This is a genomic window from Arthrobacter sp. Soil764, from assembly GCF_001428075.1.
Classification (GTDB): domain Bacteria; phylum Actinomycetota; class Actinomycetes; order Actinomycetales; family Micrococcaceae; genus Arthrobacter.
Genome location: NZ_LMSI01000022.1, coordinates 66,807 through 85,470, shown reverse-complemented (window position 1 = coordinate 85,470; position 18,664 = coordinate 66,807). Strand labels below are relative to the sequence as shown.

Sequence of the window (18,664 nt, the reverse complement as noted above, 5' to 3'; positions counted from 1 at the left end):
CGCTACTTCCGGATGGTTTTGTCGCCACCCACAATGCCGGCCACGGCTGTGTCATAGTCGGCCGCGGCCTGCTCCGGGGTCCGGCTGCCGGTGATCACCGCCTCGGTGGCTTCCTGGACGGCAGCGGAAATGCGTGGATAGTCGGAGGTGGCGGGCCGGAACCTGGTGACGGCAACCAGGCCGGATACGTCCTTCACAAACGGGTTGGCGGACTGGTAGGAAGGGTCAGCGGCCACGTCGGACCGGACGGCGATCTGTGAACTGGCCACCGTGAACGCCAGCGAGTTCTTCGCGTTGAGCGCCGTGGTGAGGAAATTGAAGGCAAGATCGGGCTGCTTGGTTTCCGCCCCGACGGCCAGGGTCCAGCCACCGGACATGCTGACCGCGCCGGGGGCGCCGCCGTTCTGCGTCGGGAACGGCGCCACACCCATCTCCTGTTCGTACCCCGGCCAGGCATAGCTGCCGCCGTCCTGCCAGAACGACGGCGCATAGGAGCCTTCCACGGCTGCCCCGAGTTTTGCTTTCGGGAACCATTCCCCGAACACCTTCTTCCAGACGTTCGGGTCCAGCGCCTCGGCAGGTGCCACGGCGAGGTTCTCGCTGTAGAGCGTCTTGAGGAATGTCAGGGAGTCCTTGAAACCGGTGGAGCCAACAACCCACTTTTTCGAGTCAGGGTCATAGAGGCCGGCTCCGGTTCCATACAGGAGTTCGTAAAACCCCTGCATGACAGTCCCTTCACCGGTGCCCTTGCCGGCATACATGTTGAAGGGGATCACGTCAGGGCTGGCGGCCTTGATCTTCCTGGCCGTGTCCAGGATGTCCTGCCAGCTGGACGGCCGCCATGGAAGCGCCACGCCTGCGGCTTCAAAAACTTTCCTGTTGTACCAGATGGCCCTCGTGTCGGTGCCCAGCGGGACGGCGTACGTGCCGCCGTCGTCCGCTTTCCCCGCCTCCTTGGCGGCGTCGTCGAACTTGTCCCACTCCCCCCATCCAGCCAGTCGGCCGTCAAGGTTCAGGAGGTAGCCGGCATCCACGTCCGAGCGGACCTTGAAGGTGTCTTCGTAGAAGACGTCCGGCGCCGTGGAGGGTGACCGCAAGGCGAGGGCCAGCTTCGTCCCGTAGTCGTCGTCGTTGCCCTGGATGGGCTGCAGCTCCACGGTGACGCCCTGGTTCGCGGCTTCGAACTCCTTCTTCGCGTCCTGGAACATGGTGTCCAGGGCCGTGAAGGAGTCCGTCTTCTGGTAGGCCACTTTGATGGTCTTGTTTCCCTCGGCCGGATTTCCGGGAGTGCAGGCCGCGAGCGCGAGCACTGCGGCGGCCAGCAGGGAGACTGTTTTCGATGCCCGGCGAAGCATGTCCGGTCAGCTTTCCAGCAGGAGCCGCTGGGCCCGGGGCGCGAGGGTATGTTCAAGGACCAGGGATGCGGCGCCGATGGCTCCAACGTCCTCCCCAACGCCCGTACCGACAACCTCGACGGGGTGGATCAGCCGGACGTCGCTGTTGGCATCCAGCAGCGGCGGAATCCGCTCCAGGTAACGCTCAGCCAGCCCGCTCCAGAAGGGGCCGCCGAAAACAACGCGTTCCACGTCGAGGGTGTTGGTGACAACCGAGACGGCCCGGGCCACCAGGACGGCAGAGTTGTCCAGGATGGCCGCGGCACGTTCGTCCCCGCCGTCGGCCAGTGCGCACAGCCGGGAGAAGCTTTGCTGGACTTCTGCAGCGCTGTTTCCTGCGCGGGAACCATCCAGGATTCCTGCTGCTTCCGCCTCCGCCACCAGGACCTGTGGGATACAGGAGGACTTCACGCAGCCGCGGAGGCCGCAGTCGCAGGGTGGCCCGTCCGGATCCACGATGATGTGGCCTATCTCGCCCGCATTGCCGGACGTGCCGCGGACCACTTCGTCGTTCAGGACGATGCCGCAGCCGATGCCTGTACCCATGTACATGAAGATGAAGCTGCCGGCGCCGCTGGGGCCGCCCGCCCACGTTTCCGCCACTGCGGCGCTGGTGACGTCCTTGTCAACGAGTACCGAGTAGCCGGTGGCCGCGGCCAGCGCTTCGCGCAGTTCCACCCTGTCCCAGCCGGGCAGCAGCGGCGGATCCACCACGGTGCCGTTGTCCAGGTCGATGGGCCCGGGGGCCGCCACGCCCAGGCCGGCGATACGGCTGCGGTCCACGCCCGAATCCGCGACGAGCTGGTCGATTTCCGCGGCGATGGTGGTGATCACGGCGGACGGGTCATTTCCGCCGGGAGTCTTGATCCGCGAGTGGCGGACCACCGAGCCCACCAGGTCCAGCACCACGAACGTGGTCACTGCCGGGTCCAGGTGCACACCCAGGGCGTACATGCCCCCGGGATTGAGGCGGAGGATGGTGCGCGGCTTGCCCGGGCCGCTGCCTTCCTTGCCTGCCTCGACAATCAGGTTCTGGTCCAGCAGCCGGCGCGAAATATTTGAAATGGTCTGTGGGGACAGGCCCACGATCTGGGCCAGCTCCACCCGGCTCAGGCCGCCGGCCGTCCGGCGGATCGCATCAAGGATGACGGTGAGGTTGAAATCCCCCATCCTGGGCAAGTTGGTTCCGCGTCTCGGAGAAGATTGGCGCATCTCAGACACTGTGTCCCCTAAACGTCTTCGGCTACCTCGTGATGGTGATGCTTTGAATCGTACGTTACCGGCGCGTCGCCGCCCATATGTTGGGCAGCGGCGCGGCGGAGGGTTGCCTTTCGTCCACGGCGCAGTCCCTGATGGCCGGACGGGCTGTTCCAGTCAGCGGGGGCTGCGGGTGCTGCGGGTGACGGTGAATTTGGCGTTCCTGCCCTCCACCACCGTGGGTCCCACGTGCCGTTCCAGAGCGGGCAGATAGGCCAGGTGCCGGTTGTACACCGTCCACAACTCACCCCCGGAAGCCAGTACCCGCCCCGCCGCTTCGATCATCTTGAGGCCGGCGCCGGCATGGACGCCTGCACCGACATGGAAGGGCGGGTTGAGCAGCACCGCATCCACGGAGCCATCGGAGAAGGTGCCCAGGGCATCGTCCTGCAGGACACTGATCCGGTCAGCCAGGCCGTTGGCGCGGGCGGTGGCCAGGGCGGACTGCACCGCGGCCGCGGACTGGTCAGTCGCCGTCACGGCCGCTGCCGGGAACTGCCGTGCATACATCGCGGCAAGGATTCCGGTGCCGCAGCCCAGGTCCACGGCAAGCCGCGCCGGTTTCATGGCCGGCAGGAACGCCAGCAGGAAACGGGTGCCGATGTCCAGCCGGGGGCCGGCAAAAACAGCTCCGTGCGCAGCCACGTCCAGGTCCAGTTCCGCGAGGTGCTCCACTACAGGGAAACGTGCGGCGGTGGTTGGGGGTTTGGGGCCGGCGGCAAGGAGGATCCGGGATTTTTGCCGTGCGAGCTGCGGCTGCACGGACAGGAAGTACCGTTCCAGGACCGCGTTCATCCCCAGTGACATGTGTTTCACCCGGCCTCCTGCCAGCAGCCGGACATCCGGTGCGGCGTGCAGGGCCACCGCGGCGGCAATTTCCTCCAGTTCCGCGAGGGTTTTGGGAAGCTGCAGCAGGACGGTGTCTGCTCCCGCCAGCAGCTCCTCCCCCAGGGGCAGCTGCACGAATGGTATGCCGGCGCCCAGTTCTTCCGCATTGAGCCGCAGCGCCCTTTCCCCGGTGATCAGGTCCTGGTGCACCCGCAGCGACGCCGGGGCCAGCACCGCCGAAGCCCCGAGCGTCAGGGCCCCGTAACGGTCACCGATGACCGCCACGGTGCTGCCCGCCCGCCCAAGCTGCACGGCGGTCTCCAGCAGCAGCCGGTCCGTTGCGTCCCAGGCCTGCAGATTCGGGGCTTCGACATCGGGCCGGCGCCGCAGGACCTGGAAAATGCCCGCCAACGTATCTGCTGCCACCGGTGTCCTGCCGCCTTCTGTTGCCCCGTGCCCGCACCGCGTCCCGGAGCGTCACCCCCACGTTACCGTTTCCGACGCCGCCGCCATTCCAGGCAGTTTCAGGACGGCGGCCACGGCTGCGCGGCCTGCACGGTTGGCACCAATAGTGGACGACGACGGCCCGTAACCCACCAGGTGGACGCGCGGCTCGGCTGCCACCTGCGTTCCGTCCATGGCGATTCCGCCGCCGGGCCCCCGCAGGTGCAGCGGCGCGAGGTGTTCCAGTTCCGCCCGGAAGCCCGTGGCCCAGAGGATCACGTCCGCCTTGAGCAGGCTGCCGTCCGCGCGGCGGACACCGTCCGGTTCGATGGCCGTGAACATGGGCTGCCGGTCCAAGGCGCCCCGTTCCCTGGCCGCACGCAGGACAGGTGTCCAGATAAGGCCTGTCACCGACACGACGCTTTGCGGTGGAAGTCCCTGGCGGACGCGGTCCTCCACGAGCGCCACGGCATCGTGGCCGGCTTTGGTATCGAATGGAGCATCGCGCCACACCGGTTCCCTGCGGGTGAACCAGCTGGTGGTGGTGACGCGGGAAATCTCCTCCAGCAGGCCGACGGCGGAAATGCCGCCGCCCACCACGATCACGTGTTTGCCGCGGAACTCCTCCGCGGAGACGTAATCGGCAACGTGCAGCTGCCTGCCCCGGAACGAGGACTGGCCCGGGTAGATGGGCCAGAACGGACGGGTCCACGTCCCTGTGGCGTTGATGACTGCCCTGGCGCTCCAGTCCCCGTCTGTGGTTTCCACCCGCAAGCGCCCGGCCGGGTTGTCATCTTCACGCCTGACAGCCCGCACCTTCACGGGCCGGCGGACGGACAACCCCAGTTCGGCCTCGTAGCCTCCGAAGTAGCGGGTGAGGAACTCCGAGCTTGGTTCCGCCGGGTCCACCTCAGGCTTGGCGATGCCCGGTAAATCGCTGATCCCGTTGACAGTGGACATCCGCAGGCTCCGCCAGCGGTGCCGCCACGCCCCGCCCGGACCTTCCTCGGCGTCGAGCACGGCATAGTCAAGGCCCCGGCGCTGGAGGTGGTACGCGGCGGACAGGCCCGCCTGGCCTGCCCCGATGACCACCACGTCGGTTGGGTGAGGAATCACCTGCCCATGATAGTCGCGGAGGGTGGCCGGGCCTTAGGGTGGGCGCATGGACACTGGAGCAGCCGCACAGACCGGAACCGGAAGCACCGGGCATGCCGCCCGGCTGGAAAAGGCACTGGGGGTGGTGCTTGGGACGGCGCAGATACCCCTGCGCCTGCGTGCGTGGGATGGTTCGGAAGCCGGCCCGCCTGATGCGCCGGTCCTGGAGTTCAAGTCCCGGCGGGCCCTGCGGCGCATCCTTTGGTCACCGGGCCAGCTGGGTCTGAGCCGTGCTTACGTGGCAGGTGAAATCGACACCCCCGGCGACATCTTCGCGGCGTTCACTGCACTGAGCTCGGCGGGCAAGTTCGCCGAGCCCGGACCTTTCCGCCCGCTTTCCGCCAGCGAGCTCTGGCTGCTGCTGCGCACCGCCGTCCGGCTTGGCGCCATCGGGCCCAACCCTGCCCCGCCGCCGGAAGAGGCACGCATCGCCAAAAAAGGACGGATGCACTCCCGGCGCCGCGATTCGGCTGCCATCTCGCACCATTACGACGTCGGCAACGACTTCTACGCCCTGGTGCTGGGTCCATCAGTGGTCTATTCCTGTGCAGTGTGGCCGGACGACGGCCCCGGGGCTACGGAACCGCCGGCGGACGGCCTGGAGGGTGCGCAGGAAGCCAAGCTGGACCTGGTCTGCCGCAAACTGGGCCTGAAGCCCGGGATGCGGGTCCTGGACGTGGGCTGCGGCTGGGGCAGTTTCGCCCTGCATGCCGCCGCCAAGTACGGAGTATCGGTGGTGGGGGTCACACTCTCCAGGGAGCAGGCAGGCCTGGCCAGGAAGCGTGCAGCGGAGGCCGGCCTGACGGACAGGGTGGACATCCGGGTGCAGGATTACCGGGATGTGCGGGACGGACCGTTCGACGCCATCAGTTCCATCGGAATGTCCGAACACGTGGGGCGGGCGCAGACGCCTGCCTACGCTGCGGCCCTCTTCGGGCTGCTCCGGCCTGGCGGGCGGCTGCTGAACCATGCCATTTCCTGGAACGCGGGTCCCACCAGTCCGGACCCGGATTCCTTCATCCCCCGGTACGTCTTCCCTGACGGCGAAATGATCAGCCTGGGCGAGATGGTGGCCGCCCTGGAATCGGCACGGTTCGAAGTCCTGGACGTGGAGGCCCTGCGACGCCATTACGCCCTGACGCTCCGGGCGTGGGTAAACCGGCTTGAGCAGAACTGGGACGAGGCGGTAAAGCTGGCCGGTGCGGGACGTGCCCGTGTGTGGCGGCTCTACATGGCAAGCAGCGCCATAGGCTTCGACAATGGGCTCACGGGAGTCAACCAGGTGCTGGTGCGCCGCCCCGGTGGGGAGGAACCGCCGCTGCGGCGCACCGCCTGGATGTGAGCAGGCCCTGCCTCAGGCCACCGGAGAAGGACCGCCTGGCTGGGTGAAGTGCTGGGTCTTTTCGATCTGCACCACCTTCGGGTCCGTTTCGTCGGCTTCGTAGTCCGTGGGCCGCGTGAGGTCCTTGCCCGTGCGGACCTTCAGGGCCCTCAGCACCAGGGTCAGGACGGCAGCGACAACCAGGTTCAGCGCGAACGCCGAAACCGCAATGTAGACGCTGAACTCCGTCCCCGGGATGGGGGCCACGGAGCCGCCAAAGTGGGCTTTTGTCACGGGGTTGATCACGTTGTAGGCGGAGATTGTTCCGAAGACGATGCCCACGGCCCAACCGATGAGCAGCGCCCAGCGGTCGAACCACCGGGTGTAGAGGCCTGCCACCACGGCCGGGAAAGTCTGCAGGATCCAAATGCCGCCCAGCAGCTGCATGTTGATGGCCGCCGACTGGTCCATGGCGATCACGAAGACCAGTGCGCCCACCTTCACTACCAGTGAGACGATCTTTGACACCTTGGCCTCTGTCCTGGGGTCGACGTCGGGCCGGATGAAGTCGCGGTAGATGTTGCGGGTGAACATGTTCGCCGCCGCGATGGACATGATGGCCGCGGGTACCAGCGCCCCGATGGCGATGGCAGCCAACGCTATTCCCGCGAACCAGGCGGGGAAGTGGTCGAGGAACAGTTGCGGAACCACCAGCTGCGGGTTGACCGATCCGTCCAGGTCGATGGGCTTGGTGCCCGCCTTGATGGCCACGAAGCCCAGCAGCGCCAGGAATCCAAGCATCAGCGAATACAGCGGCAGGATGGCGGCGTTGCGGCGGATGGTGTTGCGGGCCTTTGATGCCAGCACTGCCGTCACTGAGTGCGGATACATGAACAAGGCCATGGCCGAGCCCAACGCCAGCGACCAGTAGGCGGAGTAGTTGGCAGCCCCCGGGATGAACACCCCGGCGGGCTTACCCGTGGCCTGGTTCACCGTGCCCAGTTTGGTCTGCGCAGAGCTGAAGATGGTGTCCCAGCCGCCGAACTTGATGGGCAGGTAGATGACCGCCACGATCACGGCAAGGTAGATCAGGAGGTCCTTGACGACGGCGATCATCGCCGGCGCCCGCAGCCCCGACGTGTAGGTGTAGGCGGCGAGGACCACGAAGGCCAGGATCAGCGGCAGGTCGGTGAGGAACACATTGCCGGAACTGCCCAGCCCCAGGACCGTCAGTACCGCCTTGATGCCCACCAGCTGCAGCGCGATGTAGGGCATGGTGGCCACGATGCCCGTGACGGCGACCGCCAGTGAGAGCCAGCGGCTGCCGTAGCGTCCGCCCACGAAGTCCGCCGAGGTGACGTAGCCGTGCCGGTGGGACACCGACCACAAACGGCTCATGATGATGAAGATGATCGGATACAGGACGATGGTGTACGGGACGGCAAAGAAGCCGCTGACCGCACCCGTAGCCCACATGGCCGCCGGCACTGCCACGAACGTGTAGGCGGTGTAAAGGTCCCCGCCGAGCAGGAACCAGGTGATCCACGTACCGAAGCCGCGGCCGCCCAGGCCCCATTCGTCCAGGCTGTGCAGGCCTTCCACTTCTGAGCTTCGGCGCCATCTGGCGGCCAGGAAGCCCATGATGGCGACGACGACGAAGAGCAGCACGACAATGACCAGGGCGGTCCAGTTGATCTCGCGTCCGTTCATGGCCGGTCCCCTCCCAACCCTGTATCGGCGGAGGCGGTGCCTGCCCGGGGTGGGCCGCCGGCACGTACCTCGGCCCGCCGTCGTCGGTCTTCCCTGGTCACCAGCCAGTAGGCCGTGCCGGTCAGGATCGCCGAAATCGGCACCCAGAGCAGTTGGTACCAGTAGAAGAAGGGCATCCCGGCCAGCCTGGGCGCATCAAAGGAGTAGAGCTGCGGCATGAGCGGGAGGAGGATGGCGGCGGCCAGCAGGATGCCGGCGCCGATATAGGGGGCGGGTCTGGCCGGGCCCCGGATGGCGGTATCACGGGTCAGGCGCGATTCCTCCGGAAATGCATCGCCGTTCGGGCTGTAGCCGGAACCATCTGCATGGGACATCTGTGACCTCCTCGTCAGCCTGTCCCGCGTCCCCGTTTCTTGGGTGGAAACGGCCGGGCGGCGGGACGATGTGCCCTCACCCTCCAGTTGTACCCCGCTTTGACCTGCGCGGGAAGGGTTTTTCACCGCGACAGGCCTTATCCCGGCGTGAGAAAAAGAAGGGTCACAGAGACCAATGGAAAAGGGAACCATCACACGTGTGATGGTTCCCTTTTCCATATAACGGTGGAGCTGAGGGGACTCGAACCCCTGACCCCCTGCATGCCATGCAGGTGCGCTACCAGCTGCGCCACAGCCCCGTACTTTTGTTCCTTCCGGTCGAATCGGCCGGAGCAACCTGACCAGAGTAATGCACTTTTCCGCTGGACGCCAATCGGCCACCGCCCACACCGAAACCGGCCACTCCGCAGCCCCGTCCTGCCATTCCTCCCGGCCTTTGGGAGGTGCACGAAACCAGCTGGAAACGAAAAAGTCCGCCGGAACCAAAGTGGTTCCGGCGGACTTGCCGGTGGAGCTGAGGGGACTCGAACCCCTGACCCCCTGCATGCCATGCAGGTGCGCTACCAGCTGCGCCACAGCCCCGGATTGTTGCTGCTCCAAGAAGCTTTCTTCAGGGTCTCCCCCGAAGCAACTCAAACATCTTAGAACAGCAATTCCGAAAATTCCAAATCGGGAATATTCACTTTCCACACACCGTCAGGTTGCGGCGCCTACTCGGTGTCGGCGATTGCCCCGGCTTTGGCGGATGCGTCATCCCCAAGCTGCAGGTCCACCACGGGGCAGTCCTTCCAGAGCCGCTCCAGCGCGTAGAACACACGGTCCTCCTCATGCTGGACGTGGATGACAACGTCGGCGTAATCCAGCAGGACCCAGCGGCCGCCGGAGCGGCCCTCGCGCCGCACCGGACGCAGGTCCTGTTTGGCGAGTTCTTCCTCAATACCGTCAACGATGGCGTTGACCTGGCGTTCGCTGGGTGCGGACGCGATGAGGAAGACATCGGCCAGGGCCAGTCGCTCGCTCACATCCATGGCGACGATGTCCTGCGCGATCTTGTCGGCAGCGGCTTTTGCGGCCGTGCGGGCTATGGCGATGGACGATTCTGTTGCAGTCACGGGACTCCTTGTTTGGTTAAGTGTTGATGCCGGTGCGGGTCAGCGGGACATGCCGCTGACGATCAGGATGATGCCGGCAACGAGGGCCAGGATCCCGAACGCGAGGATGCAGAACTGGAGGATCCGGTTCCGGCGGGCCCTTGTCAGGCCGGCAGTTGCCGCGTCCAGGGGGTCGAGGCCATAAGCGGAGCGGGCAGGAACGCGGGGAAGGTCCTCGAAGAGATCCTCCGGGTGGTTCTCTTCCTGGTTATCCGGAATGGACACCCGCTTGGAACGGCTGGCTGCTTTGGCCGCTGCCTCAGCACGGGCAATGACCTGGGACCGCCCCGCCGCGGAATCAGGCGCCGGCGCCTTGGGACGGGCGGCCGGTTTCCGCTTACCCGGAACCTTGGTGCCGGGCCTGGTGGTCACCGGGACATGCGACGTTGCCGGCGGCTTCATCACCGGACGTTCGACGCCGGGCACCTGGACGAACTCGAGGGGCGTCACCATTGCCAGGTTGTTGGCGGTGGAGGGGCCGGGTTTGTCCTGCGGTGCAGCGTCCTTTGAAGCGGCATCCTTGGGAGACGCCTCCCTGACCGGTCCTGCAGGATTGCCGGCCTGTTCGGCAAGTTTCTGCCGGGCCATGGCCCTGCGGTTAAGGACCGCGGCCCGTTCCGCCAGGGCAATCTGCTCCGCCAGGATCTCCGGATCCACGGCTTCCGGATCCGTGGAGGCAATATGCTCCATTTTGGCGATCTGGTTCCTGGCCTGCGCGGCAATCAGCGCCCGCGCTTCCAGGGCCTGTTCCACCGTCATCCCTTCCGGGACGCTTCCGGAAGCCGGTTCCGGACGTTCAGCGGCGGCTGCGGCGTCCGATGCCGCGGGCCGGTCAGTCTTTGCCGGGCCTGCCGTCTTTGCTGTGTCGCCTGCCTTCGCTGTGCCGTCAGTTTTCGCAGGGCTGTCCGTCTTTGCCGGTGCAGCGGCATTCCGCGCGGGCGTTGCCGTACTTGCCGGGGCGGCAGCGGGGGGAACTATGGGGTTGGCAGCGGTCAGCGCCTGCTCTTTGAGTTGCTGCAGCCGCAACTGTCGCCGGGTGGGCGGACCGCCCGCAGCAAGCTGGCCTTCCTTTTCCTCGAGTTCCTTGATGGTGCGGAGCGCGGCCCGGTCGCGGGCCCGGATCTGGGAGGAACGCTGGGTGGCGGTCTGTTCTGCGGCAGCCTGGCCTGTTGCGGGGGCCCGCTCGGGCGATGCGGTGCCTGCGGAGCGGGAGTTGGCCGCCACGTCCTGCCCTGCGGGCGCGGATGCTGGGCTGGCCGGCCGGTCCGCGGCAGGCGGGCGCAGCCCAGCGGCAGGCAGGGTGGCCTGCTGGGCATCCCTGGCCTTCCGGAGTTCCCGGCGGCTGCGGATTGGGGGCTGTTCCTGACTCATTGTGAACTCATTCAGTACTGGCTGGTTCGCGTGCTTCGGAAGTTGGTTCATCCGCGCTTGCAGGCGGCGGGTCCGAGTACAGGCCGTACTTGGCGATGTATTGGACCACCCCGTCGGGGACCAGGTACCAGACCGGGTGGTTCACTGCCACGCGGGCCCGGCAGTCCGTCGACGAGATGGCCATGGCTGGAACTTCCAGGAGGCTGACGTCGTCTCGGCCCATGCCGTCCAGGACGTGGCCGGGGCGGGTAACACCCACGAAGTGGGCCAGCGACCACAGTTCGTCAATGTCCTTCCAGGACAAAATCTGTGCCAGGGCGTCCGCGCCGGTGATAAAGAAAAGGTCGGCGTCGGGGCGCTGGGCCCGGAGGTCGCGGAGGGTGTCGATGGTGTAGGTGGGACCTGGACGGTCAACGTCGACGCGGCTGACGGTAAAGCGCGGATTGGACGCCGTGGCGATGACGGTCATCAGGTAGCGGTGCTCGGGCTCGCTGACCTGTTTATGGGACTTTTGCCATGGCTGCCCGGTGGGGACGAAGACCACCTCGTCGAGGTCGAACTCCGCCGCGACTTCGCTGGCTGCGACAAGGTGGCCGTGGTGGATGGGATCGAATGTCCCGCCCATCACTCCAAGCCGCAGCCGTCCCCGGGCACCATTGCGGTGCAGGTTGTGGGAAATCTTAGTGGCCCTGCCCGCGATCGTGCTTATTGGGGTGCTGGCGGTGCGGATCGGCGTGCTCGTCCGTGGCCGCGTGCCGGTTGCCCAGGTTGTTGTAGGACCAGGCAATGAACATCAGGACCAGCAGGATGGCGAACATGGACACGCCAAAGACCCACGGCTCAGCCCACAGCGGCGCAAGCTCCTCATGGCCTGATTCACCTGCGGCGGCGACGGACGTGGCAATCTGCTGGAGCAGCATTTTCTCCCCTATGTTCAAGGCTTTATGGGCAGCGGAACCTACCGCTGCTTTCCGGGTTCTGGTCTATGTTACCGCGTTGCTACCCGCGGACCTGGCCTTCGCCCTGGACAATCCACTTGGTGGTGGTGAGCTCGGTCAGGCCCATGGGGCCGCGGGCGTGCAGCTTCTGCGTGGAAATGCCCACCTCCGCGCCCAGGCCCAGTTCCCCGCCGTCGGTAAACCGCGTGGAAGCGTTGACGATCACCGCTGCTGAATCCACCTCCGCGATGAACCGTTCGGCGTTGGCAAGGCTGTTGGTGAGGATGGCTTCGGTGTGGCCGGTGGACCAAGTGCGGATGTGCTGGACCGCTTCATCAAGGTTGTCCACCATGGCCACGGCGAGGTCCAGGTCCATGTATTCGGTGCCCCAGTCCACGTCCGTGGCCGGCTGGGTTTCGATCCCGGGCAGTGCGGCGCTGATACGTTCGTCGACGTGCAGGCGGACGCCGGCGGCGCGCAGGGCGGCGGCGACCGAGGGCAGGACCGTTGAGCCCGAGTGGACCAGCAGTGTCTCCACCGTATTGCAGACACTGGGGCGCTGGGTCTTGGCGTTGAGCAGGATCTCCACGGCCATGTTTTCATCAGCGGACTCGTCGATGAAGATATGGACGTTCCCCTCCCCCGTCTCGATGACGGGGACCGCGGAATTGGTGACCACGGTCTGGATCAGGTCCCGGCCGCCGCGGGGAATCAGGACGTCCACCCGGCCGCGGGCCTTCATCAGCACGTTGGCGCCCGCACGGCCGAACTGGTCCACGGTCTGGACGGCATCGGCGGGCAGGCCAACGGATTCGAGTGCTTCGCGGAGCACCCGCACCAGCACTTGGTTGGTGGCCTCAGCGGCACTGCCGCCGCGCAGGATGACGGCGTTGCCGCTCTTGAGCGCCAGCCCGGCAATGTCCACCGTGACGTTGGGCCTTGCCTCGTAGATGGCTGCCACGACGCCCATGGGGACGTTGACCTGGCGAAGGCGGAGCCCATTGGGAAGCGTCTGGCCGCGGACTACGTTGCCCACGGGGTCCGGAAGGTTTGCCAGGTTTTCAAGGGCGGCCACCAGCCCGGAAATGCGTGTTTCGGTAAGGGTGAGGCGGTCCAGGAGCGCCTTGGAGGTGCCGTTGGCCTTGCCTTTGTCCACGTCCATGGCGTTGGCCGTGAGGATGGCCTGTGCATTCTCCTGCAGGGCGGCCCCGACGGCGCGGAGGGCACGGTCCTTCCAGGCCCGGTTGGCGGTGGCCATCCGGCGGGCTGCGTGGCGGGACCGGTCAGCGATGGCGTGGACTGCGGCTTCAACTTCTGCAGCGGAAAGCGGCGCCCCAGCTGATCCCGGTTCTGCCGCGGGACCCGGCTGCGCCTGCGCAGCAGTGGTTCCGGTGGTGTCAGCAGTATGGATCAGGGCTTCAGTCATGATCCAAGTTTAGGCGAGCCCTGGACTCAGACCAGCACCAGGTCGTCAACATGAACAACTTCGCGGTCGTAGCCGCTTCCCATTTCCTGGCCCAGCTCCCGCGTGGAACGTCCCAGCATGCGGGGCAGCTCCTCCGACGAGTAGTTCACCAGGCCGCGGGCAACAACGGTGCCGTCGGCTCCCGCCAGCTCAACGGCGTCACCCGCTTCAAAGTCCCCATGCACGGCGGAGATGCCTGCCGGCAGCAGGGAGGTGCGGTGGTGCCGTACGGCCCGCACTGCCCCGTCGTCCAGGACAAGGCGGCCCTGGACGGAGGCAACGTGGGCCAGCCACAGGAGGCGGACCGGCTTGCGGGAACCGTTGACGGAGAACCACGTGCCAACGTCCTCGCCGTTCAGGGCCGCGGCGGCGTTGGCCGTGGAGGTCACCAGGGCATGGATGCCCGAACCGGCCGCCATGGTGGCAGCTTCCACTTTGGTCATCATTCCGCCGGTGCCCACGCCGGCCTTGCCGGCTTTGCCGATGGAAACCCCTTCGAGGTCGTGCGCCCCGGTGACCAGGGGGATGCGCCTGGCACCCTGGGCGGGCGGCCCGTCATAGAGGGAGTCGACGTCGGACAGCAGCACCAGTGCATCGGCGCGCACCAGGTGCGCCACCAGTGCCGCGAGCCGGTCGTTGTCGCCGAAGCGGATTTCGTGGGTAGCCACGGTGTCGTTCTCGTTGACCACGGGGACCACGCCCAGGTTCAGCAGGCGGTCCATGGCGCGGAGGGCGTTGGTGTGCTGGCTGCGGCGCATCAGGTCCTCGGCTGTGAGCAGGACCTGGCTGACGGTGACGCCATGCGCACCGAAAGCCTGGGTGTACCGGGCCATCAGCAGTCCCTGGCCCACGCTGGCTGCCGCCTGCTGGGTGGCAAGGTCGCGGGGCCGCTTGGCCAGCCCCAACGGGGCAAGCCCGGCGGCGATGGCGCCTGAGGACACCAGGATGATTTCGGCGCCCGCGTTGCGTTTGGCTGCAAGCGCGTCGGCCAGGGCGGTCAGGGATTCCTCCGAAATGCCGCCCTTGATGCTGGTGAGCGAGGATGACCCCACCTTCACGACGATCCGGCGGGCACCGGCCAGGGCGCTCCTGTCGGGGGCGCGTTCAGCGGGTTCCGCGGTCATGCCCCTAGAGGTCATCGTCCGCTTCCAGTCCGCTCTCCTTCACCGGGTGTGCGGCGCGGCGGCCGCTGACGGATTCGGTCCAGATACCGGCTTTCCGCTCCGCCTCAAGCTCGGCCCGGGCGGCTGCCTTGGCATCCCGGCGCTCCTGCTGCTCTTCACGCTTCTGGCTGCGGGTGGGGCGGTCACCGATATCGGCGAACCGGACATCGGTGCCGCGCGGCGACGCGAGAAGTTCGGCACCTGCCATCATGGTGGGCTCCCAGTCGAAGACCACGCCGTCGTCCTCGCCGATGACCACGGTGTCGCCGGGCTTGGCGCCCTGCTTGAACAGTTCGGTTTCCACGCCGAGCTTGGCCAGCCGGTCTGCCAGGTAGCCGATGGCTTCCTCGTTGGTGAAATCGGTCTGCTTGACCCAGCGCACCGGCTTTTCGCCCAGGACGCGGAACAGCGGCTCCAGGTTCTTTTCCTCGCGGCGGATCTTGAAGCCGGTTTCGTTGACGGCGCGCGGACGCAGTACCGCGGGCTGGACCTTGGGCGGGGCGGCAGCCACGGCGTCACGGGCGGCCTTGACGATTTCCGCCATGGCGAAGCCCAGCTGGCGCAGGCCCTCATGGCTGGTGGCGGACACCTCGAAGACGCGGTAGCCGCGCGATTCCAGTTCCGGGCGCACGAATTCGGCCATGTCCTTGCCGTCGGGAAGGTCCACCTTGTTCAGGGCGACCAGCCGGGGCCGGTGGTTCAGTGGGACCACTTCGCCGTCCTGGCCCGCGTAGCTCATGTCGACGGCGTACTTTTCCAGTTCGCCCTCGATGATGGCGAGGTCCGACAGGGGGTCGCGCTCGGACTCCAGGGTGCCGCAGTCAAGCACGTGGACCAGCGCTGCGCAGCGCTCCACGTGCCGCAGGAAGTGATGGCCCAGGCCGCGCCCTTCGCTGGCGCCTTCGATGAGGCCGGGAACGTCGGCGATGGTGAACCGTACGTCGCCGGCCTGCACCACGCCGAGGTTGGGAACCAGGGTGGTGAAGGGGTAGTCGGCGATCTTGGGGCGGGCGGCAGACATGGCAGCGATGAGGCTGGACTTGCCGGCTGACGGGAAGCCCACCAGGGCGATATCGGCGATGGATTTCAGTTCCAGGACGACGTCGCGGGATTCGCCCTCGATGCCCAGCAGCGCGAAGCCGGGGGCACGGCGTTTCTGCGAGGAGAGGGCTGCGTTGCCCAGGCCGCCGATGCCGCCGGCAGCTGCCACAAACTCCGCGCCCTCACCCACGAGGTCAGCCAGTACAGTGCCGTCCTTGGACTTGACCACGGTGCCGTCCGGGACGGGCAGGATGAGGGTTTCGCCGTTCTTGCCGCCGCGCCAGTCACCCATGCCGGGCCCGCCGTTGCTGGCGTGCCGGTGCGGTGCGTGGTGGTAGTCAAGGAGCGTGGTGGTCTGGTGGTCAACGCGAAGGATCACGTCGCCGCCATTGCCGCCGTTGCCGCCGTCGGGCCCGCCCAGGGGCTTGAACTTCTCACGGTGGACGGAGACGCAACCGTGGCCGCCGGTTCCGCCGGATACATGCAGTACTACCCGGTCTACAAAGCTGGCCACGTGGATCTCCTCAGAAACTGTTTACCTGGCACCGCGGGGCGCCACATCGATTGTAATGCGGTTAAAAGAACAGTGGAGCGGACCCTCAGGCCCGCTCCACCGCTTCAGAACTTGTTGTTACTCTGCAGCTGCAGCAGCAACGATGTTGACCACGCGACGACCGCGGCGGGTACCGAATTCAACGGCGCCCGGGGTCAGTGCGAACAGGGTGTCGTCCCCGCCACGGCCAACGCCGGCGCCCGGGTGGAAGTGGGTGCCACGCTGGCGGACGATGATCTCGCCTGCGGAGACAACCTGGCCGCCGAAGCGCTTGACGCCGAGGTACTGAGCGTTGGAATCGCGACCGTTGCGAGTGGAGCTCGCGCCCTTTTTATGTGCCATCTGAAATGCCTGCCTCTAAATTCTGGGGAATCTGTTGAAATGCCTGAACACTAACCAGAGGTTAGCTGATGCCGGTGATCTTGACCTTGGTCAGTTCCTGGCGGTGACCCTGGCGCTTCTTGTAGCCGGTCTTGTTCTTGAACTTCTGGATGACAATCTTAGGACCACGCAGGTCCTGGAGGATTTCAGCCGTAACAGTTACCTTGGCCAGGTCGGCGGCGGCGGAGGTGACCTTGTCACCATCAACCAGGAGCAGTGCGGGCAGCTCAATGGTGCTGCCGGCTCCACCGGCGACGCGGTTCAGGGTAACGAAGTCTCCAACGGAAACCTTCTCTTGGCGGCCGCCTGCGCGGACAATCGCGTACACCACTTGGGAACTCACTTCTCTCGACGTTTATAACTAAATTTGCGTGCGGAACCGACTATCAAAAGCCTGGTTTCTCGCTGTGCCTCAACGCCGTGGGGTCATAACCCAAGTGTTGGCGTAAGCACCGAAGATCTAGATTACGCTAATTTTGTCTTCGGCCGCAAATGAGGCTGGTTCCCGGCGGGTTGCTGTGATAGGTACCACAGCTCAGGTCCGGCGTCCGCACCATGCCCCACCATAGTACCGGCACACCCGCCGGCCCGGGTTCAGGAGTGCAGGCGCGGTGCGTCGAAGAAGTCCACCTCGAGCCGGCAGGACTGCTTGAACGCCGTCACCATCGCGGCCTTCTCATGGTCGGAAGCCCGCCGTCCGGCCGCATCCACGATGGCAATGGCCTGGCGCGTGGCTTCGGCAAAGCCTTCATCTGCATAGGTGCGGAGCCAGTCCGCGTAAGCATGCCCGGCCGGTTCCCCGGAGGCAAGGAACCGGGCGTGCAGTGTGGCACCAACCTCTGCGTAGAGCCAGAAGCAGGGCAGGACGGCGGCGGCGAGGACCGCGTAGCTGCCCGACGCCGACGCTGCGGTGAGGTGGTCCACATAAGACCTGGTGACGGGGCCCAGCCCGTCCGGGGCCGGGCGGGTGCTGAGCCACGAGCGGTGAAGTTCCGTTTCCACCTCAAGGCACTGCTGCGCGGACCGTGCCCAGAACAGCTGCTCGGCCTCCGAGGGGGCCAGGGCACTGGCCCGTGCCAGCACGCGGGAATAGCCGTTCAGGTAGAGGGCATCCTGCGCCAGGTAATAGGCAAAGTCCTTCTCGGAAAGATCGCCCGAGGCCAGTCCGCCGATGAAGTCCAGCGCATAGATGTCGTCGAGGTCCTGCCGGGCTTCGGCCCACAGCCGGGCCGCGAAGATGCCTTCCGCCAGGACCGGCGGCACGTGGTGGAAGTGGTGCACGGGTCCGTTCCCCTGCCCCACCTCCAGCTGGCCGGAGTTCTCGAGCGCGCCGGCCAGCCAGGGCTTAACGGTCCGCAGCGACGCCTCCCAGTCACCCAGGCGGGCCTGGACGGTTGCCATGGCGGAGGACAGGGAACATCCCGTGCCGTGGCTGTTGCGCGTTGAAATCCGCTTCCCCCGCACTTCCACCACCTCCTGGCCGAGAAGGCCCGCGGTGTTCACCAGCGCGTCCGGGCAGTCCAGGCCTGCCAGGTGGCCACCCTTGACCAGCACGGTGGCTCCGGTGGCATCGGCCAGGCGCCTGCCCTGGTCCAGGGCGGCATCCCAGATTTGGGCCGGCTCCGTGCCAAGCAGCAGCGCGAGCTCGGGCAGGTTGGGGGTGAGGAGGTGGGCAAGCGGGAGGAGCTCCCGGAGCGCGGCTTCGGCGGACTCCTGCAGCAGCCGGTCCCCGCTGGTGGCCACCATCACCGGGTCAAGGACAACGACGGCGGGCCGGACTTTTCCGAGCCACTCGCGGACGGCGCGGATCACCGATTCGTCGCCCAGCATGCCGATCTTGACGGCGTCGATACTGATGTCATCACTGACTGCATCCAGCTGCTGGGCCAGGAACGCGGCGGGAGGGACGTGGACGGACTGCACGCCGCGGGTGTTCTGGGCGGTGAGGGCAGTAATCGCTGCCATGCCGTATCCGCCATGCGCGGCAATGCTTTTGAGGTCCGCCTGGATTCCGGCTCCCCCGGACGGATCGGAACCGGCGATGGAGAGGACCCGCGGGACGTCACGGCCCGCGGGAAGCCCGAAAGGAACGCGGGACGCGGTTGGCAGGGGCATGGA

Annotated in this window: 17 protein-coding genes and 2 tRNA genes; 1 reads left to right on the top strand and 18 read right to left on the bottom strand. The window is 66.5% G+C overall.

Features of this window, described 5'->3' with window-relative positions; translation table 11 throughout:
• Nucleotides 1-2: 2 nt before the first annotated feature.
• The 4 genes from ASG86_RS15690 to ASG86_RS15675 all read right to left on the bottom strand — a co-directional run bounded on the left by ASG86_RS15690 (nt 3) and on the right by ASG86_RS15675 (nt 5,039).
• On the bottom strand, nt 3-1,355 hold the full coding sequence (locus ASG86_RS15690) for an extracellular solute-binding protein (protein WP_056336289.1): 1,353 nt from the start codon (nt 1,353-1,355) through the stop codon (nt 3-5).
• Between the two features lie 6 nt (nt 1,356-1,361).
• Entirely contained in the window at nt 1,362-2,564 is a 1,203-nt protein-coding gene (locus ASG86_RS15685) for an ROK family transcriptional regulator (protein WP_056336286.1), read from the bottom strand.
• Nucleotides 2,565-2,768: 204 nt separating this feature from the next.
• Nucleotides 2,769-3,905, bottom strand: a complete 1,137-nt coding sequence (locus ASG86_RS15680; RefSeq protein ID WP_056336285.1) for a class I SAM-dependent methyltransferase — start codon at nt 3,903-3,905, stop codon at nt 2,769-2,771.
• 51 nt (nt 3,906-3,956) lie between these two features.
• Nucleotides 3,957-5,039: an FAD-dependent oxidoreductase gene (locus ASG86_RS15675; protein ID WP_056336284.1), complete on the bottom strand. Its 1,083-nt coding sequence runs from the start codon at nt 5,037-5,039 to the stop codon at nt 3,957-3,959.
• Between the two features lie 46 nt (nt 5,040-5,085).
• Between ASG86_RS15675 and ASG86_RS15670 the strand changes: the two genes are divergently transcribed.
• On the top strand, nt 5,086-6,420 hold the full coding sequence (locus ASG86_RS15670) for a class I SAM-dependent methyltransferase (protein ID WP_056336282.1): 1,335 nt from the start codon (nt 5,086-5,088) through the stop codon (nt 6,418-6,420).
• Nucleotides 6,421-6,432: 12 nt separating this feature from the next.
• Here the strand turns inward: ASG86_RS15670 and mctP are convergent, their stop codons facing one another.
• From mctP to thiD, 14 genes are all read right to left on the bottom strand, one after another.
• Complete coding sequence (mctP, locus tag ASG86_RS15665; RefSeq protein ID WP_056336279.1) at nt 6,433-8,109, bottom strand: monocarboxylate uptake permease MctP; 1,677 nt, start codon at nt 8,107-8,109, stop codon at nt 6,433-6,435.
• Nucleotides 8,106-8,483 carry a DUF3311 domain-containing protein gene (locus tag ASG86_RS20670; RefSeq protein WP_056336277.1) on the bottom strand — a complete coding sequence of 126 codons (378 nt, stop codon included), beginning with the start codon at nt 8,481-8,483 and terminating at the stop codon, nt 8,106-8,108. Before ASG86_RS20670 ends, mctP begins: the two co-directional genes overlap by 4 nt.
• 226 nt (nt 8,484-8,709) lie before the next feature.
• Nucleotides 8,710-8,782, bottom strand: a tRNA-Ala gene (locus ASG86_RS15655).
• 210 nt (nt 8,783-8,992) lie between these two features.
• Nucleotides 8,993-9,065 (bottom strand) — tRNA-Ala (locus ASG86_RS15650).
• A 128-nt stretch (nt 9,066-9,193) separates the two neighbouring features.
• Nucleotides 9,194-9,595: a ribosome silencing factor gene (gene rsfS / locus ASG86_RS15645; RefSeq protein ID WP_056336274.1), complete on the bottom strand. Its 402-nt coding sequence runs from the start codon at nt 9,593-9,595 to the stop codon at nt 9,194-9,196.
• Between the two features lie 39 nt (nt 9,596-9,634).
• On the bottom strand, nt 9,635-11,005 hold the full coding sequence (locus ASG86_RS15640) for a hypothetical protein (protein WP_056336273.1): 1,371 nt from the start codon (nt 11,003-11,005) through the stop codon (nt 9,635-9,637).
• A gap of 7 nt (nt 11,006-11,012) precedes the next feature.
• Nucleotides 11,013-11,684 carry a nicotinate-nucleotide adenylyltransferase gene (gene nadD / locus ASG86_RS15635; RefSeq protein ID WP_440151930.1) on the bottom strand — a complete coding sequence of 224 codons (672 nt, stop codon included), beginning with the start codon at nt 11,682-11,684 and terminating at the stop codon, nt 11,013-11,015.
• A gap of 1 nt (nt 11,685) precedes the next feature.
• On the bottom strand, nt 11,686-11,925 hold the full coding sequence (locus ASG86_RS15630) for a hypothetical protein (protein WP_056336270.1): 240 nt from the start codon (nt 11,923-11,925) through the stop codon (nt 11,686-11,688).
• A 79-nt stretch (nt 11,926-12,004) separates the two neighbouring features.
• On the bottom strand, nt 12,005-13,369 hold the full coding sequence (locus tag ASG86_RS15625) for a glutamate-5-semialdehyde dehydrogenase (protein ID WP_056336269.1): 1,365 nt from the start codon (nt 13,367-13,369) through the stop codon (nt 12,005-12,007).
• A 26-nt stretch (nt 13,370-13,395) separates the two neighbouring features.
• Complete coding sequence (proB, locus tag ASG86_RS15620) at nt 13,396-14,532, bottom strand: glutamate 5-kinase (RefSeq protein ID WP_235565201.1); 1,137 nt, start codon at nt 14,530-14,532, stop codon at nt 13,396-13,398.
• Nucleotides 14,533-14,536: 4 nt separating this feature from the next.
• A complete protein-coding gene (obgE, locus tag ASG86_RS15615) occupies nt 14,537-16,126 on the bottom strand; it encodes a GTPase ObgE (RefSeq protein ID WP_056336265.1) in 1,590 nt (529 codons plus the stop codon).
• Nucleotides 16,127-16,243: 117 nt separating this feature from the next.
• Entirely contained in the window at nt 16,244-16,507 is a 264-nt protein-coding gene (gene rpmA / locus ASG86_RS15610) for a 50S ribosomal protein L27 (protein WP_009372867.1), read from the bottom strand.
• Between the two features lie 61 nt (nt 16,508-16,568).
• Complete coding sequence (rplU, locus tag ASG86_RS15605) at nt 16,569-16,877, bottom strand: 50S ribosomal protein L21 (protein ID WP_056336264.1); 309 nt, start codon at nt 16,875-16,877, stop codon at nt 16,569-16,571.
• A gap of 263 nt (nt 16,878-17,140) precedes the next feature.
• Nucleotides 17,141-18,661 carry a bifunctional hydroxymethylpyrimidine kinase/phosphomethylpyrimidine kinase gene (thiD, locus tag ASG86_RS15600; RefSeq protein WP_056336261.1) on the bottom strand — a complete coding sequence of 507 codons (1,521 nt, stop codon included), beginning with the start codon at nt 18,659-18,661 and terminating at the stop codon, nt 17,141-17,143.
• Between the last annotated feature and the right edge of the window lie 3 nt (nt 18,662-18,664).